This is a genomic window from Fictibacillus phosphorivorans, from assembly GCF_023715845.1.
GTDB classification, from domain to species: Bacteria; Bacillota; Bacilli; order Bacillales; family Fictibacillaceae; genus Fictibacillus; species Fictibacillus phosphorivorans_D.
The window spans coordinates 34,156-50,375 of record NZ_JAMBOR010000007.1; the positions used below are offsets into that span (position 1 = coordinate 34,156).

The following is a 16,220-nucleotide window of genomic DNA, read 5'->3' on the forward strand; positions in this document are numbered from 1 at the left end:
CAGTTGGCAACCAATCAAAACATAATTGTTAAGGGTGCAAGAGCCCATAATTTAAAGAATATAGATATTACGATCCCACGTGATAAGCTGGTTGTTCTAACCGGCTTATCTGGTTCGGGAAAATCTTCATTGGCCTTTGATACGATCTATGCAGAAGGTCAGCGTCGCTATGTGGAATCTTTGTCTGCGTATGCACGACAATTCCTCGGACAGATGGATAAGCCAGATGTAGATTCTATAGAAGGTCTTTCACCAGCGATCTCGATCGACCAAAAAACAACGAGCCGAAATCCGCGTTCAACGGTGGGAACCGTTACTGAAATCTACGATTATCTGCGTCTCCTATTCGCACGAATCGGACGTCCGGTTTGTCCTGTTCATAATGTAGAGATCACTTCTCAAACTATCGAACAAATGGTAGACCGTATACTAGAATATCCGGAACGAACGAAGCTGCAGATTCTATCTCCAGTCGTTTCCGGACGTAAAGGTGAACACGTAAAAGCCCTGGAAGATATTAAAAAGCAAGGCTATGTTCGTGTCCGTGTTGATGGAGAAATGCGGGAAATCTCTGAAGAAATTAAACTTGAAAAAAATAAAAAACATACGATTGAAATCGTCATCGACCGAATTGTAGTTAAAGAGGGGATCGCGACTCGTTTAGCCGACTCTTTAGAAGCTGCCTTGAATTTAGGAGGAGGAAGTGTAGTTGTTGATGTGATAGGAGAAGAAGAACTTCTATTCTCTCAAAATCATGCCTGTCCGCATTGCGGCTTTTCGATCGGTGAACTTGAACCACGCCTGTTCTCCTTTAACAGTCCGTTCGGCGCTTGTTCCTCATGTGACGGGTTAGGCGTTAAGCTTGAAGTGGATCCTGAGCTTGTTATCCCAGATTGGAGTCGTACATTGCGTGAAAATGCGATTGCACCATGGGAACCGATCAGCTCGCAATATTATCCTCAGCTTTTAGAAAGCATCTGTAACCATTTCGGTATTGATATGGATGTGCCGGTAGAAAACCTGCCAAAAGATCAGATAGATAAGATATTAAAAGGAAGCAAGGAATATCTTACTTTCCGTTATAAAAACGATTTTGGGCAAGTCCGTAAGAATGAGATTCAATTTGAAGGTGTTTTAGGTAATATTGAGCGCCGTTATAGAGAAACGAGCTCTGATTACATTCGTGAACAGATGGAAGGCTACATGGCACAAAAGCCGTGTCCGACTTGTAAAGGACACCGTCTGAAGAAAGAAGCCTTAGCAGTCAAGATCAACGGAAGACACATCGGAGAAACGACTTCTCTTTCGATCACAGAAGCTAAACAATTTTTCGATAACCTCGAACTTACAGAAAAGGAACAAGCTATCGCAAAACTAATTTTGCGAGAAATCGTGGACCGTTCAGGTTTCCTGATCAATGTTGGACTTGATTATCTGACACTCAGCCGATCAGCGGGAACCCTATCTGGTGGAGAAGCACAGCGTATTCGTCTTGCTACACAGGTGGGCTCACGTCTCATGGGCGTTCTTTATATTCTTGATGAGCCTTCTATTGGGCTTCATCAACGTGACAACGACAGGCTGATCCGAACATTAGAAGAAATGCGGTCACTTGGAAACACGCTTATCGTCGTTGAGCATGATGAGGATACGATGTTAGCAGGGGATTACATCATTGATATCGGCCCAGGTGCAGGTGCTCATGGTGGTGTGATCACGGCTCAAGGAACTCCTCAGGAGATTATGGAAAACTCTGAATCACTAACTGGTCAATATCTGTCTGGCAAAAAGTTTATACCTCTTCCAAAGAAAAGAAGGAAACCAGATGGGCGTTACATCGAGGTGAAAGGTGCTACAGAAAACAACCTGAAGAACGTATCAGCTAAAATTCCTTTAGGCTTGTTCACTGGCGTTACTGGTGTTTCTGGCTCTGGGAAAAGTACACTCGTTAATGAGATCTTGCATAAAGCACTAGCTCAAAAACTTCATCGTGCAAAAGATAAACCAGGTGCACACAAAGAGATCAAAGGGCTGGAACATGTCGATAAAGTCATTGATATCGATCAGTCACCAATCGGACGTACACCTCGTTCAAATCCGGCAACCTACACAGGCGTTTTTGATGATATTCGTGATGTGTTTTCATCCACGAATGAAGCCAAAGTGCGCGGATATAAAAAAGGCCGGTTTTCTTTCAATGTAAAAGGCGGTCGTTGTGAAGCTTGCCGTGGGGACGGAATCATTAAAATCGAGATGCACTTTTTACCAGATGTGTATGTACCCTGTGAAGTGTGTCATGGTAAACGGTATAACCGTGAAACCCTGGAGGTAAAATATAAAGGGAAAAACATCGCCGACATTCTAGATATGACAGTTGAGGATGCTGTCGAGTTCTTTGCGAATATTCCTAAGATCAAACGAAAGCTGCAAACCATTCTTGATGTTGGACTCGGCTATATCAAACTTGGCCAGTCGGCAACCACATTATCCGGTGGGGAAGCACAGCGTGTGAAATTGGCTTCACAACTTCATAAACGGTCAACTGGAAAAACCATTTATATTCTCGATGAGGCTACTACAGGACTTCATGTAGATGATATTTCACGTTTGCTCGTTGTCCTGCAGCGTCTAGTTGATAACGGTGATTCCGTACTAGTCATTGAGCATAATCTCGATGTCATCAAACAGTGCGATCACCTAATCGACCTAGGACCAGAAGGCGGAGATAAAGGTGGTACTCTTGTTGGAGCAGGTACTCCAGAACAACTTGCTGAGATCGAAGATTCCCACACCGGAAGATATCTCGCACCTATCTTAAAACGAGATAAAAAACGCATGACCGGTAAAATCAAAGAAAAAGAAAAATTAGCTAAATAGAACGGAAGAGCAAACCTTAAAAGTGGTTTGCTCTCTTTTTTATATTGCACGCCTAGGGAGAACTAGCGGAAGAATTTTTCAAGCAAAAAACAGTGCCCCCAACTAGGGACACTGTTTTTGTATTACTTGTATTTCTTCTCACTCGAGGATGAATCCTTCGTCCCGGTTTTATCTTTTTCTTCTCGCTTCTCTTGTTTCAAATCCTCCAGCGGAATAGAATCCACATTTTGTTCACTCTCAAATTTATCGAGAAGGCTTTCCTTATCGGTCTTAAATTGTTCAGGATTGTCCATTTTTCCTTTTTGCTTTTTCTTTTCTTCAGACACTAGACATCACCCCTATAGTTGTTTATAGTTAACATTTCCTTTTTTACGGGGATTTCAAACAATTTCTCCTCAAATCAGCCATTTTCATATAAAATAGGAAGAGTGAATTATTGCCAAATCTTAGAAAGAAGCTTGTAGATTACATAATTAATGGCTAAAGCAATAATGGAGCCGATAGTACCGGCTAAGATTCGATCCCATACATCTAAATTCCCATCACTCTGCGTTATAACACCAATTAAGATGCTAGTGATCATAAGCATGGTTAATACTATAAATAGGACCTTTAAGGTTTTAATATTTTTCAATTGAAAGACGCTCCCTTGAGGATTTTTGTCATTATCATACGGAATTTTAGAAGTTATGTCGAATGGGTATAGGGAAAAAGGAAGTTTGTTTCATGAGGTCGAAGTAAAAAAAGGCGCATGCCTTTTGCTTGCATTCATGTTCGATTTTCGTTTTTTATATAGAGCAGGAGGTCATGTTATGAAGGAAAGCACGAAAAAAGCAGTTTCTGCTATTTGCTATTTCAGCTTATTTTTTGCCCCATTTCTCTTTCCGATTATTGTCTACTTAGTCGTGGATGATTCAGAAGTAGTGGGTCATGCCAAAAAGTCATTTTTGTCTCATTTACTGCCCATTATCGCAGTGCCACTTGGCATTATTATTATTTTCGAAACGCAATATCATTTAGCTGCAATCATTATCAGTGCTCTTATTTTTGGTACGTTGACATTAATTGTGATGGTTTGGAATATTGTTAAAGGGATAAAGGTAATTCTCTCATAAATCGTACAAGTAATACCGGATCAATTCAGACATCTTAGAATCAGCCGGCGCCGGTGACGGAATCCAAAAGGGAGGCGTCAATGCATGGAAGAACGGAAAATGATTTTAAATATGTTAAATGAAGGGAAAATTTCAGCGGAAGAGGCTGAAAAATTACTATATGCTTTAAATGATAAGAAAAAATTGCAGATCAGCTCTCTTAGTCCGATCAGCCTAAAAAAGAAAGCCGTGAACGGGGCTACTGCCGTTAAACTACCGTCATCCGGTTATAAAGTGGCGAAGTTCTTTGATCGTGTGGTGAAGCGGATTAAGACCGTCGATTTTGACTTAAACTTTGGACCGTCTGAACCCGTACACTATGTTTTTCAAGATAGTCATGTGATGTTTCAGGAGATGGATATCGAAGTCTATAATGGATCAGTTACGATTGTCCCGTGGGATCGAAAAGATGTTCAAGTGGAATGTGACGCGCATGTTTATAAGGTGCCTGAAGGATCTTCTGCAAAAACGAAGTTCAGGAATGAGACCTTCTATGATTGTGACGCTACAAAAATGCGCTTTTATTCCAGAAACAAACATCAAAAAGTAAATGCGGTGATCTCTGTTCCAAGAGATTCGTATGAATTAATCAAGGTTACAACGTTTAATGGTCCAGTTAAGATCAGTGATTGCCAGGCGAAAGCGTTAACTGTAAAAACAACCGTTGGGGCTATTGCAATCAATCATTGCTCGGGAGAAACAATCAAAGCAACAGCTGCTAATGGTTCTTTAACACTTAATGATTGTGCGTATACAGATGTTGAAGCAGACACGATGAACGGTCCTGTCAGGTTGACGGTCGACGCCTCACAGGTACGTTCTGAAACCATTAACGGATCGATCTACTGTCGTTTTGCTTCACCTGTTGAAGGGTATGCATCTTTTAAAACCGTGACGGGAAAAATAGAAACCGAATTCCCAGAAACCTTAGAACTTGATGCCGTGCTGAAAACGATTGTTGGTGGGTTTATTTGTGACTTAGAAAACGTAGAAGTCAGAGAAGAGAAGAAGGAAGTCACACGTAAGTTCCTCTCCTTTATCGCGAATCAAGGAACAACATGGCCGCAGTTCAAGCTTGAAGCTGAAGCCAAAACAGGTTCAGTTGCGGTGCTAAAAGCAAAATAGAGGTGATGTTAGTATATGAAAAAGTTGAAGCGGTCGAATGATTCGAAAATCGCTGGAGTATGCGGCGGGCTTGCTGAATATATGAATGTTGATCCGACTGTTGTCCGTCTTGGAGTCGTAGCTCTTGCTATTTTTACAGCGGTCATTCCTGTTGGAGTATCTTATTTAATTGCAATGGCAATCATGCCTGAAGAAAGTGACATATAACATGAAAAGTTGGATCGTCTCCTTACTGATCAATACGATCGCTTTAATGGTAGTAGCGGGATATTTCGAAGCCTTTCATGTCGAAAGTATCGGTGCTGCCCTATTAGCAAGCGTTTTATTGTCACTGTTTAACGTTTTTTTGAAACCGATCCTGGTGTTGTTAACGCTGCCGGTCACGATTTTTTCACTAGGTTTATTTCTAATCGTCATTAATGCTGCGCTCTTATCGCTCACAGCTGAATTGATGGGTGATTCGTTTAATATTGATGGATTTAGCATGGCACTACTGGCCGCAGTTATTATCTCCTTACTCAATATGTTCCTCACTAATTTCATTTTAGAACCTTTAAAAAAGAATAAAAAGAAAAGAAGATAGTTTTCGACACCTCTCTACAAAAGAGGTGTTTTTATTTTGGGGGAAAAGAACTGTTTTACGTTAAAACTAAGTATTTGGAACTATCAAAAAATAACAATTTTGTCTTTTCTTAGTTCCAAAGGCTAGTTTCAAAATTTAGGAGATATGATACATTTTAAAAGCAACAAAATTCTGAAGATTCTTTTAACGGGAGGGTACATCATGGGGATAGGTAAAAAGAAATGGGGTAAGACGCTGTTAGCTACCAGTTTATCGCTTGGACTAGCTTCGTCATCTTTATTTGCTGGGACTATGGATGCTAAAGCACAAACGGCTTTGGATGAGGTGGTAAAAGGGAAACAAACTCATTCGAATTCAAGTCTCGATCTAGGTATTGTAAATGAAGACAGATTACTAGAATCACTCATTAAGCAAGGGGTAGTTTCTAAGAATGCTTCAACCAAACAGAAACAGGCAGCACTCGGTCATTATTTAGAGATAAAAGGAAAGGAATCTAGTAATCAACTAGGAAAAGATCCGATTGCCGCTAAAGTGAAAGCAGCAGATGCTAAAAAACAGAAAAAATTTAAAGATCATAAAGGTAAGAAAAAAGATGGTCCTAAGATTAAGGATCCAAAACCAGTAAAAGAAAAGAAATACAAAGGTGACGTTCGAAAAGATAAAGTGCTTGTTTTAGCAGTAGAGTACTCAGATTTTGCACATAACAATATCAAACCATCTGAAACGGACAACTACTATTCAGATTATCCTCTATCACACTATGAAGATATGATTTTTGGTGATAAAGGTGTGAAAGGGCCGAATGGTGAAAAATTTGTTTCTATGAAACAGTTCTATGAGCAGCAATCGGGAGGTACATATTCCGTACAAGGAAAAGCTTATGGATGGTTAAAGGTACCTGGAACCGCTGCTTTTTATGGAGCAGATGCGACAACAGGACATGATAATGTAGCACCGGGAGGATCAAAACAGCTGGTTGTTGATACTTACAATGCTGCATTGGCTGCAGGTATCCCTCTTGAAGATTACGATTTAGAAGATCCACATGACCTAGATGGGGATGGCAATGTTCTTGAGCCAGATGGCTTGGTCGATCACTTAATGATCATTCATTCAGGTGTTGGACAAGAAGCAGGTGGGGGTTCTTTAGGAAATGATGCAATCTGGTCTCATCGCTCCGCAAAGTTTATTGATAATGATGGGCTTGGACAAGGAAAACCTGGGTTCTATGACTATACAATGATGCCAGAAGATGGCGCTACGGGTGTGTTTGCTCACGAATACGGTCATGACCTGGGATTCCGGATGAGTATGACACTATTTATTCTGGAACTGGTGAAGCTGTAGGCTACTGGTCGATCATGGCGAGCGGTTCATGGGCTGGTAAGATCGGAGGAACAGAACCAACTGGTTTCTCTCCGCTAGCAAAAACGTATTTCCAATCTACTATGGGTGGAAACTGGACAACACCGGCTGAGATCGATTTAAAGGATGTTAATTCAACAGGGAAGCATTTCTTACTTGATCAAGCCAATTCTCCAAACGGAGAAAACGAACAGGCTGTAAAAGTAAATCTTCCACAAAAGACAACACCTATTGTTGCTCCTAAGACAGGTTCATACCAATATTGGGGCGGACAACAAGATGAAATCGATAATAGCATGGTAACGAATGTTAACTTAACAGGAAAGTCATCTGCGACATTAACGTTTGATGCTTGGTATGATATTGAAGAGCAATGGGATTTCGCCTTTGTTCAAGTGTCAGAAGATAAAGGTGCTACTTGGAAGTCGCTTGAAAATGCAAATACTCGTTCTGATGTAACATCACAAGGTTATCCTACAATTATCGACTCAATGCCAGGGTTTACAGGAAATTCGAATGGCTGGCAAGAACAAACATTTGATCTTTCCCAATATGCAGGTAAGGAAATCCAGCTTCGTCTGCGTTATGCGACGGATTGGGGAACTAGCCACGTTGGATTCATGGCGGACAATCTTAAAGTTGTAGCAGATGGACAAACATTAATTGAAGATGGTGCTGAAGGAACTTCACCATTTACATTCAAGGGCTTTGAAAAGAATGACGGCAACAAATACAGCGATCACTACTATCTACTTGAGTGGAGAAATCATTCTGGCGTAGATATGGGTCTTAAAAATATTAGACGCGGTGCATCTCTTATGAGTTACGATGGAGGCTTAGTCGTTTGGTATGTAGATCCTTCCTACACGGATAACTGGACAGGCATTCATCCAGGAGATGGCTTTGTAGGAGTGGTTGATTCTCACGTAAATACAGACCTGCAATGGAACTTTGCTGATGGAACAAAAGCTCAGGCAAGCACACGTTACCATATTGCAGATGCTGCATTTGGTTTGAACAAAACATCTGGATTAAATCTCGACTATCCTGGTGTACAAACATTAAAACTTGCAAGCCAGAAGGCCGCTCCGTTATTTGATGACAGCCAGTCGTTTGCAAACCCTTATATGCCTGACGCTGGCCGCAACATTTCTAAATTCGGTTTGAAAGTGAAAGTGGTCGGACAAGCAAAAGACAAGTCTGTAGGATCTGTAGTTATCTACAAATAATTTTTGATACCTCTCGCAAAAAGCGGGGGGTATTTTTTATATCCATTTTAGTTAAATTGTGGTAAACTGCAAGTAATCTATTTGAAAGAAAGGAACTCAGTGACCTGTATGCCAACATTTAATCTGTAATGGAAAACAATCAGATCGCTTCTCAACTGTTAAAAAACACTGCGTTTTTGAACACGGGAGAAGTCTGTCTAAATCCCATTACAGAGGTAATACAACGAACTGCAGTCCGTTTCTTCTATTAACGATGCGTTCTTATTCCTCCTTGTTAAAGGGGGCTTTTTTTCGTTCTGCAAGATTTCAAATAGAAGTTGTATTCCCTCGCTATTAGACGAGGTGAAATGAATATGCAAACACAACAATACTCTTTAGTGCTTCATAAAAAAACAGTAGCCGATACGGTTAAAAAACAATGCAAAATGTGCAGGAAGGTCACTACTTTTACAGATACGACAATACGGAGACATAACGCGAATGGTAAAAACATTTATCAGTTTGCTATCTATAAATGTCCGAAGAATCATACCTGGAACAAAAAGCTTACGATTTATAAGTCATTTACCAATCATGTTGATCCGGAGACACTCGTACCTTCTGAGTTTAAGCCAGTAGAAAAAGGCGGAAAAATACCGCTACAAGCATCAAGCGGCGAATCGTTTGAAATTCACATTACTGGAGTTGAGGGCAGCTTCCGGTTAGACCGTACACTTGCGGATCATATTGAAGGATGGAGCCGAAGTGAAATTGTTCATAAGATCAAAAGCGGCAGTATCCTTTTAAATGATGGTGTAACGAAACCAAGTCAAAAGCTATCGGTTTATGATAAAATTTCAATATCTATAAAAAAATAAATAACAGATCGGACCGTTTGCATGCCAAACGGTCTTCGTTCTTGGAGGGGGCAAGCCAATTGAAAACAGAACGTCTTCAGTTCAGGTGCTATACGAATGATGATTTTCCGTTTTTCGCCTCATTATGGGGAGATCCTGAGGTTGTCCAATTCATTGGAAAAGGTGTAACAAGATCAACAGAGGAAGCTCAAAAAAGTTTTCAGGAATGGATTCTGCCAGGCTATCGGGAGGGAAGAGGGCTTTATCTTGTCCTACATAAAGAAACTGGGCAGCCGATCGGGCATGCTGGTGTTGTTCAGCAAGCTGTAGATGGCAAGAAGGAATTTGAGATTGGGTATTGGATCGCCAAAGAATATTGGGGAAACGGGTATGCAACAGAAGCGGCAGCTTTTTTAAAACAATACGCTTCTCAACAATTAGGATTAAAAAGACTCATTTGCCTGATTCAGCAGGCAAACAAAAGGTCGATTAATGTTGCTTTAAAGCTTGGGATGAAACATGAGAAAAACACGAGATTTAATACGATTCCTGTAAATGTGTATGCATGGTCGTCTGATCAATGAATTTCGAGACACTTGCCTTTGGTTAATACGTTTGTGAAGTGATACAATAGAATCATTGGAAAAATGTCAAGGAGGACCCTATGGCGAAGGTACATATTCATGAATTAATCAAAAAGTTTCAACTAGAGCTTGTCAGTGGTGAGGAAGGCATCCACCGCACGATTCGTACGAGCGATATTTCACGTCCTGGTCTTGAGATGGCTGGGTATTTTACTTATTATCCGGGAGAGCGCCTTCAGTTATTAGGAAAAACAGAGCTCTCGTTCATTGCTGAGTTGGACCCTGAAACACGTATGGATCGCTTAAGCCGGCTATGTACAGATGAAACACCTGGAATCATCGTTTCACGGGATATTGAGGTACCAAAAGAGTTATTAAAGGCTTCACACAAAACGGGTGTGCCGATCATGCGCTCACCTGTGACGACGACACGTCTTTCCAGCCGTATCACGAACTACCTAGAGAGCCGTCTCGCACCAACGACTGCTAAGCATGGTGTGCTTGTCGATATTTATGGGATTGGTGTCTTGATTACCGGTAACTCAGGAGTCGGGAAGAGTGAAACGGCGCTTGAACTTGTTAAGCGTGGTCACAGACTTGTTGCCGATGACTCCGTAGAGATCCGTCAGGAAGATGAAGATACGTTGATTGGAAGTGCGCCTGAACTGATTCAGCATCTTTTAGAAATCAGAGGTCTTGGAATCATCAATGTCATGACACTGTTCGGTGCTGGAGCGATCCGCAACTATAAAAAAATCTCCATCGTTATGAATTTAGAAGCGTGGGATCCTAAAAAAGTGTATGACCGACTAGGATTGGAAGAGGAAACAACCAAAATCATCGATACCGAGATACCAATCCTGACGATCCCTGTACGTCCTGGACGGAACTTAGCGGTAATCATTGAAGTTGCAGCTATGAACTTCCGACTGAAAAGAATGGGAATGAACGCTGCTCAGCAATTTTCTGAGAGACTGACAGATGTAATCGAAGCGGGAGACGATGACGATCTATAAGAACTAAAAGGAAGTGGAGACTTTGGAACAAACGATTCAGCCGTTGGACCGTGTAGCGCTGGAGTTAGGCCCTATTACGATCTATTGGTACGGACTAATCATTGGTTTAGGTGCGATGCTCGGACTATGGCTCGCTGTAAGAGAATCAGAGCGCCGGGGGCTGGCGAAAGACACGTTTGTAGATGTGGTCATGATTGCTGTTCCTGTGGCGATTCTATGTGCAAGACTCTATTATGTTGCGTTTGAATGGGATTTCTACAAAGATAACCCTGGAAAGATCCTGGCCGTGTGGGAAGGCGGAATCGCCATCCATGGTGCCTTGATCGGTTCCTTCTTAACTGCACTTATTTTTTCTAAAAAGAAAGGAATCTCGTTTTGGAAGCTTGTTGATATCGCGGCACCTAGTATCCTGCTCGGTCAGGCGATTGGCCGCTGGGGGAACTTCATGAACCAGGAAGCACACGGTGGACCGGTTACAAGAGATTTTCTTGAGTCATTGATGCTGCCTGATTTTATCATTAATCAAATGTACATTGATGGTACGTACTATCACCCTACTTTTTTATATGAATCTCTTTGGAGCTTTATCGGAGTGCTCCTACTTCTTTATTTACGCAGAGTGAATCTTCATAGAGGAGAACTGTTCTTAACCTATATCATCTGGTACTCAGTCGGCCGTTTCTTTGTGGAAGGATTGCGTACGGACAGTTTGATCGTCTGGGACACTTCTCTTCGAATCGCTCAAGTCATGAGTTTGACCTGGATTGTGGCTGCAGTCATCATCTGGATCTATAGAAGAAAAGCAGGTTTGGCTGAAAAAAGATATTTAGAGAGTTAAGGGAGGCGAATGAAAAGTGGAGACATTAAAAAAAGGCATACTTGCGGGCTTGAAAACCACTTGGACGCTAGGGAAAATCATTTTCCCTGTTACATTGATCATCACATTATTAAGCCATACACCTGTGCTGGATTGGCTCATTTCAGCCATCGCACCGGCGATGAAATGGATCGGGTTGCCGGGTGAAGCAGCGATTCCCCTCGTACTCGGGAATTTCCTCAATCTCTATGCAGGTATCGGGGGTATACTAACCCTTGATACGTTAACGGTTCAGGATGTGTTTATCTTGGCTGTTATGCTTTCATTCTCTCATAACCTTTTTATCGAATCAGGTGTTGCAGCGAGTGTTGGCATTAAATTGTGGGTCATCCTGCTTGTCCGTGTCGGATTGGCACTATTTTCGGCATTCATGATCAACCTTTTATGGGATGGCGGAACAGAAAAAGCACAGTATGGTTTTATCTCAAAACCAGAAGCAACACCAAACGGATGGGGAGAGATCATGCTTACTGCGCTTGAAAAAGCGTCACTTGGTATTCTTCAGTTAGCACTTATCGTGATTCCGCTTATGATCATCATGCAATATCTAAAAGACAAAGGTTGGCTGAACAAGTTCTCAAACTGGATGGCTCCTGCTATGAAACTTTTAGGGATGAAAGAAAACACATCCATGACGATGGCTGCAGGGCTTACAATCGGGCTGGCTTATGGAGCAGGCGTCATGATGCAAGCGGCAAAAGAAGATGGTGTTTCGAAAAAAGACCTCTATCTCGCCTTTATATTTCTAGTAAGCTGTCATGCTGTCGTTGAGGATACGTTGGTTTTCGTTCCGCTTGGTATCCCGGTGTTACCGCTACTGATTATCCGGGTTGTAACCGCTGTTGTCCTTACCATTTTAGTCGCTTTTGTTTGGAACAAACTAGAACGGAAAAATAGTTTAAGAAAAGAGGAACTACACCATGAAACGAGACACCATACTATTTGATCTGGATGGAACGCTGATCAACACAAATGAACTGATCATCGCTTCTTTTCTATATACGCTTGATAAATATTTTCCTGAACAATACAACCGAGAGCACATCCTGCCCTTGATGGGAACTCCGCTAGTTGAAACGATGGAACAATTTGATAAAGAACGTGTTCAAGATCTTGTTCAAACATACAGAGAGCATAACATCGCACATCATGATGAACTTGTCACTGAGTTTAAAGGAGTTTTTGAAACCGTAGAAGAATTGTATAAAAAGGGCTATAAATTGGGCATTGTAACAACTAAAATGAGAAACACCGTTGTGATGGGCTTAAAACTAACAGGACTCGATAAGTTTTTTCAAACGATCGTTACACTGGATGATGTTGAAAAAGCAAAACCAGATCCAGAACCAGTGCAAAAAGCGTTAGCCTTGCTTCAGTCCACTCCAGACCGTGCCATCATGGTAGGTGACAGCAAGTATGATATTCTAGCTGGCCAGAATGCTGGAACGCAGACTGCAGGAGTAACTTGGACGATTCGAGGCAAGGATTATTTGCAGCAGTTTAATCCGGATTATATGCTGAATGAAATGACGGATTTACTGGATGTTTTAGGGGAGAGATAAGTGCGTGATACAGAGCGTTATCCTGTAAAAGGAAAGAACTCGTTATATCAGGTATATGACACGGTTCCATTTTGGAAAGTTGTTAAAAATTTTATTGCGATTCAAGTTGCTAGATATACCCCATTCTTGCCGGTTAAAAATTGGCTGTACCGTACTTTTTTAAAAATGAAAGTCGGAGAGGGGACTGCTTTTGCCTTAATGGTGATGCCGGACATCATGTACCCTGAGCGGATCACGGTCGGGAAGAACTGTGTAATCGGCTATAATACTACGATTCTTGCTCATGAGTACTTAATTAAGGAGTATCGTCTTGGAGATGTGATCATCGGCGACGAAGTGATGATCGGTGCTAATTCAACGATCCTTCCAGGTATCACAATCGGGGATGGGGCTATTGTATCGGCCGGTACGCTCGTTCATAAAAGCGTACCTGAAGGTTCATTCGTCGGAGGCAATCCGATGCGAGTGATCTATACTAAAGACGAGCGATCCAAGAGGGAAGCGGAAAACATCTAAATTTGTCGGATGTTCCCCTCTTGGGTTTTCTAAAATTTCATCGTATACTTTAATTAGCAAAAAAGCGAAAGCTGGAGGCGCATACTATGAGAAGGAAATCATTCTCGATCGTTTATTTGAAGAATTCATTTAAGATTGGACACCTAGTAGAAGACAACTGCCAGTCTCAGCATGCACCGAAAGCAGCATATCCACAAAACAAGGCCGAACAATTAGCAGCCCGTGATACGTATCGTTTCCGCACGGCTGTTTCCAAAATGAAAGGCAGCGGCCTTCTTAAGCATTATGAACTTCAAAGCACACGTGCAAAGCTGGTTTTTTACGGCGATTATTCTACCTGCAAACGTTACGTACCCCATACATCGCTTACACGCGAACATTTTCAACACTACTTTGGCTCAGAAGACTTAATCTGTGAATTTCTCCTTGATACTTCTATTTATTTATTTAAAGAACTCCATTTTTTAAACGAGATCCAACTTGATGTACCAAGTCACGGCAAATTATATACCGTTGAGCTGACCCGACAGGAAATGGATCAATACATGAACTGCCAACTCACTGAAATGAAGGATGGCCATCATCATCGTTTCTTCTACATCTATCGTGATCAAGAGCTGGATCAGTTTACGAATCAATTTGTTAAAGTAAAACGCTTAAGACGTAAAAAGCTATAATACAAACCTTGAAGAAGACTGGTGCCCCAAAGCCTTATAGCGGGTGCCGTTTTTTTGTGTGTAAACAGATTGAGAATTTCGCAGTAAATCGATACTTCTTGAACCGATGGAAGCCTAATGTAATCCATTTCCATAAAAAATGTTATTCCTTTTGTCGAAAAATGTATTTATAATAAAAAGGTTCCAATTTTTAATTTTTCAAAAATTTAAAGCATTTTCACAACTAGGACGTACAGGAGGGAAAAAAAAATGGAGTATGGCGTTATTTTTTCAATTTGCGTGTACATGATAGGCATGCTGCTTATCGGATGGTATGCGTATAAAAGAACTTCAAACCTGACCGATTACATGCTTGGGGGCAGGGACCTTGGTCCAGCGGTTACGGCTCTGAGTGCAGGAGCTTCAGATATGAGCGGATGGCTCTTGATGGGATTACCTGGTGCTATGTATGTGTCTGGTTTAAGTGCAGGCTGGATTGTAGTAGGTTTATCTGCAGGTGCATACTTAAACTGGTTATATGTTGCACCACGATTAAGAACGTACACAGAAGTTTCGAACAATTCAATTACGATTCCTGATTATTTTGAAAATCGTTTCAAAGATACTTCTCGCATTTTAAGAATCACTTCAGCATTTGTAATCATTATCTTTTTTACTTTTTACACTTCATCAGGAATGGTTGCCGGCGGACAGCTTTTTGAAACCTCTTTTGAAACGGGCTACCTGTGGGGAATGATCATTACCGCTGGTGTCGTTATCCTTTATACGTTATTCGGCGGCTTTTTAGCAGTTAGTTACACAGATTTTGTACAAGGCGCGATCATGTTCCTTGCGCTCATTCTTGTTCCTATTGTTGCGATTTTAGAAGTAGGCGGCTGGAGTACGACATTTAACGAAATAGAAAGTGTTAGTCCTTCTTTACTGGATGCTTTTAAAGGGACAAGTTTGATCGGCATCATCTCCTTGCTTGCATGGGGGCTTGGATACTTTGGACAGCCTCATATCATCGTCCGTTTTATGGCGATCACTTCTGTTAAAGAAATGAAAAGTGCGAGGCGAATCGGTATGGGGTGGATGATCTTCTCGATCGTAGGTGCGATGTTTACCGGTCTGGTTGGAATCGCTTATTTCAATCAGACAAATGCACCACTCGATGAGTCTACAGCGGAAACAGTCTTTATTTTATTAGCGGATGTACTGTTCCATCCAATCATCACAGGGTTCTTATTAGCAGCAATCCTAGCGGCGGTTATGAGTACGATCTCTTCACAGTTACTCGTGACGTCGAGTGCGTTGACAGAAGACGTGTATAAAGCGTTCTTTAAACGTTCTGCATCTGATAAAGAGCTTGTTTTTATCGGACGTTTATGTGTATTAGTCATTGCCGTCATCGCTTTTGTATTGGCGATCAATCCGAGTGAAACAATCTTAAATCTAGTAGGTTATGCATGGGCAGGCTTTGGAGCCGCATTCGGACCGGTCGTATTATTGAGTCTATATTGGAAACGCATGACAAAATGGGCAGCATTTGCGGGTATTATCGTAGGTGCGGTTACCGTGATCGTGTGGGAACTGATCCCGGCATTTGCAGATGTGTATGAGATCATTCCAGGATTCATTGCATGTACGATCGCGATCGTGATTGTCAGTCTTATGACGAAAGAACCTAATACAGCGATTCAGCGCGAATTTGAAGAAGCGAAAAGACTAGTAAACCAATAAAAAATAGGAATCTCTCTTTTTATAAGGGAGGTTCTTTTTTGTTTGATTGCTAAGCTAACCCGAAAGTAACATTCAGAAACGCCCGCATATGATGAAA

Annotated in this window: 17 protein-coding genes and 1 pseudogene; 16 read left to right on the forward strand and 2 right to left on the reverse strand. The window is 41.5% G+C overall.

Annotated elements, in window-relative coordinates:
• Window positions 1-3 precede the first annotated feature (3 nt).
• Window positions 4-2,877 (forward strand): excinuclease ABC subunit UvrA, encoded by a 2,874-nt coding sequence (gene uvrA, locus M3206_RS07390; protein ID WP_251311878.1) that lies wholly within the window; start codon window positions 4-6, stop codon window positions 2,875-2,877.
• A 122-nt stretch (window positions 2,878-2,999) separates the two neighbouring features.
• On the opposite strand, the gene M3206_RS07395 is transcribed toward uvrA, so the two are convergent.
• Both M3206_RS07395 and M3206_RS07400 read right to left on the reverse strand, forming a co-directional pair.
• Window positions 3,000-3,203 (reverse strand): hypothetical protein, encoded by a 204-nt coding sequence (locus M3206_RS07395; RefSeq protein WP_251311879.1) that lies wholly within the window; start codon window positions 3,201-3,203, stop codon window positions 3,000-3,002.
• Window positions 3,204-3,310: 107 nt separating this feature from the next.
• A complete protein-coding gene (locus tag M3206_RS07400) occupies window positions 3,311-3,460 on the reverse strand; it encodes a hypothetical protein (protein ID WP_251311880.1) in 150 nt (49 codons plus the stop codon).
• A 229-nt stretch (window positions 3,461-3,689) separates the two neighbouring features.
• On the opposite strand from M3206_RS07400, the gene M3206_RS07405 reads away from it, so the two are divergent.
• The 15 genes and pseudogenes from M3206_RS07405 (at window position 3,690) to putP (ending at window position 16,123) form a co-directional block, all read left to right on the forward strand.
• Window positions 3,690-3,992 (forward strand): hypothetical protein, encoded by a 303-nt coding sequence (locus M3206_RS07405; RefSeq protein ID WP_251311881.1) that lies wholly within the window; start codon window positions 3,690-3,692, stop codon window positions 3,990-3,992.
• 84 nt (window positions 3,993-4,076) lie between these two features.
• On the forward strand, window positions 4,077-5,156 hold the full coding sequence (locus M3206_RS07410; RefSeq protein WP_251311882.1) for a DUF4097 family beta strand repeat-containing protein: 1,080 nt from the start codon (window positions 4,077-4,079) through the stop codon (window positions 5,154-5,156).
• 15 nt (window positions 5,157-5,171) lie between these two features.
• A complete protein-coding gene (locus M3206_RS07415) occupies window positions 5,172-5,363 on the forward strand; it encodes a PspC domain-containing protein (protein WP_251311883.1) in 192 nt (63 codons plus the stop codon).
• A 1-nt stretch (window position 5,364) separates the two neighbouring features.
• Window positions 5,365-5,739, forward strand: coding sequence for a phage holin family protein (locus tag M3206_RS07420; RefSeq protein ID WP_251311884.1), 375 nt, complete (start codon window positions 5,365-5,367; stop codon window positions 5,737-5,739).
• 291 nt (window positions 5,740-6,030) lie between these two features.
• Window positions 6,031-7,769 (forward strand): annotated as a pseudogene (locus M3206_RS07425) (immune inhibitor A domain-containing protein); the annotation flags it as partial.
• Between the two features lie 117 nt (window positions 7,770-7,886).
• Complete coding sequence (locus tag M3206_RS19070) at window positions 7,887-8,333, forward strand: hypothetical protein (RefSeq protein WP_349774004.1); 447 nt, start codon at window positions 7,887-7,889, stop codon at window positions 8,331-8,333.
• 353 nt (window positions 8,334-8,686) lie between these two features.
• Window positions 8,687-9,190, forward strand: a complete 504-nt coding sequence (locus M3206_RS07430; protein WP_251311885.1) for a cytoplasmic protein — start codon at window positions 8,687-8,689, stop codon at window positions 9,188-9,190.
• A 59-nt stretch (window positions 9,191-9,249) separates the two neighbouring features.
• The gene (locus M3206_RS07435; protein ID WP_251311886.1) at window positions 9,250-9,753 is read left to right on the forward strand and encodes a GNAT family N-acetyltransferase; all 504 of its coding nucleotides are present in this window, start codon (window positions 9,250-9,252) and stop codon (window positions 9,751-9,753) included.
• Between the two features lie 80 nt (window positions 9,754-9,833).
• A complete protein-coding gene (gene hprK / locus M3206_RS07440) occupies window positions 9,834-10,769 on the forward strand; it encodes an HPr(Ser) kinase/phosphatase (protein ID WP_251311887.1) in 936 nt (311 codons plus the stop codon).
• A 22-nt stretch (window positions 10,770-10,791) separates the two neighbouring features.
• Window positions 10,792-11,607: a prolipoprotein diacylglyceryl transferase gene (gene lgt, locus M3206_RS07445; protein WP_251311888.1), complete on the forward strand. Its 816-nt coding sequence runs from the start codon at window positions 10,792-10,794 to the stop codon at window positions 11,605-11,607.
• 16 nt (window positions 11,608-11,623) lie between these two features.
• Window positions 11,624-12,592: a nucleoside recognition domain-containing protein gene (locus M3206_RS07450; protein ID WP_251311889.1), complete on the forward strand. Its 969-nt coding sequence runs from the start codon at window positions 11,624-11,626 to the stop codon at window positions 12,590-12,592.
• Window positions 12,567-13,208 (forward strand): pyrophosphatase PpaX, encoded by a 642-nt coding sequence (ppaX, locus tag M3206_RS07455; RefSeq protein WP_251311890.1) that lies wholly within the window; start codon window positions 12,567-12,569, stop codon window positions 13,206-13,208. The genes M3206_RS07450 and ppaX overlap by 26 nt, the downstream gene beginning before the upstream one ends.
• Window positions 13,209-13,724 carry an acyltransferase gene (locus M3206_RS07460; protein WP_251311891.1) on the forward strand — a complete coding sequence of 172 codons (516 nt, stop codon included), beginning with the start codon at window positions 13,209-13,211 and terminating at the stop codon, window positions 13,722-13,724.
• Between the two features lie 86 nt (window positions 13,725-13,810).
• Window positions 13,811-14,401: a hypothetical protein gene (locus M3206_RS07465; RefSeq protein WP_251311892.1), complete on the forward strand. Its 591-nt coding sequence runs from the start codon at window positions 13,811-13,813 to the stop codon at window positions 14,399-14,401.
• A gap of 249 nt (window positions 14,402-14,650) precedes the next feature.
• Entirely contained in the window at window positions 14,651-16,123 is a 1,473-nt protein-coding gene (gene putP / locus M3206_RS07470; RefSeq protein ID WP_251311893.1) for a sodium/proline symporter PutP, read from the forward strand.
• Window positions 16,124-16,220: the final 97 nt, after the last annotated feature.

Coding starts and splice junctions, on each gene's coding strand:
- M3206_RS07400 (WP_251311880.1), bottom strand. CDS start 3,460: ATGATCACTAGCATCTTAATTGGTGTTATAACGCAGAGTGATGGGAAT.
- M3206_RS07405 (WP_251311881.1), top strand. CDS start 3,690: ATGAAGGAAAGCACGAAAAAAGCAGTTTCTGCTATTTGCTATTTCAGC.
- M3206_RS07410 (WP_251311882.1), top strand. CDS start 4,077: ATGGAAGAACGGAAAATGATTTTAAATATGTTAAATGAAGGGAAAATT.
- M3206_RS07415 (WP_251311883.1), top strand. CDS start 5,172: ATGAAAAAGTTGAAGCGGTCGAATGATTCGAAAATCGCTGGAGTATGC.
- M3206_RS07420 (WP_251311884.1), top strand. CDS start 5,365: ATGAAAAGTTGGATCGTCTCCTTACTGATCAATACGATCGCTTTAATG.
- M3206_RS19070 (WP_349774004.1), top strand. CDS start 7,887: ATGGGTCTTAAAAATATTAGACGCGGTGCATCTCTTATGAGTTACGAT.
- M3206_RS07430 (WP_251311885.1), top strand. CDS start 8,687: ATGCAAACACAACAATACTCTTTAGTGCTTCATAAAAAAACAGTAGCC.
- hprK (WP_251311887.1), top strand. CDS start 9,834: ATGGCGAAGGTACATATTCATGAATTAATCAAAAAGTTTCAACTAGAG.
- ppaX (WP_251311890.1), top strand. CDS start 12,567: ATGAAACGAGACACCATACTATTTGATCTGGATGGAACGCTGATCAAC.
- M3206_RS07465 (WP_251311892.1), top strand. CDS start 13,811: ATGAGAAGGAAATCATTCTCGATCGTTTATTTGAAGAATTCATTTAAG.
- putP (WP_251311893.1), top strand. CDS start 14,651: ATGGAGTATGGCGTTATTTTTTCAATTTGCGTGTACATGATAGGCATG.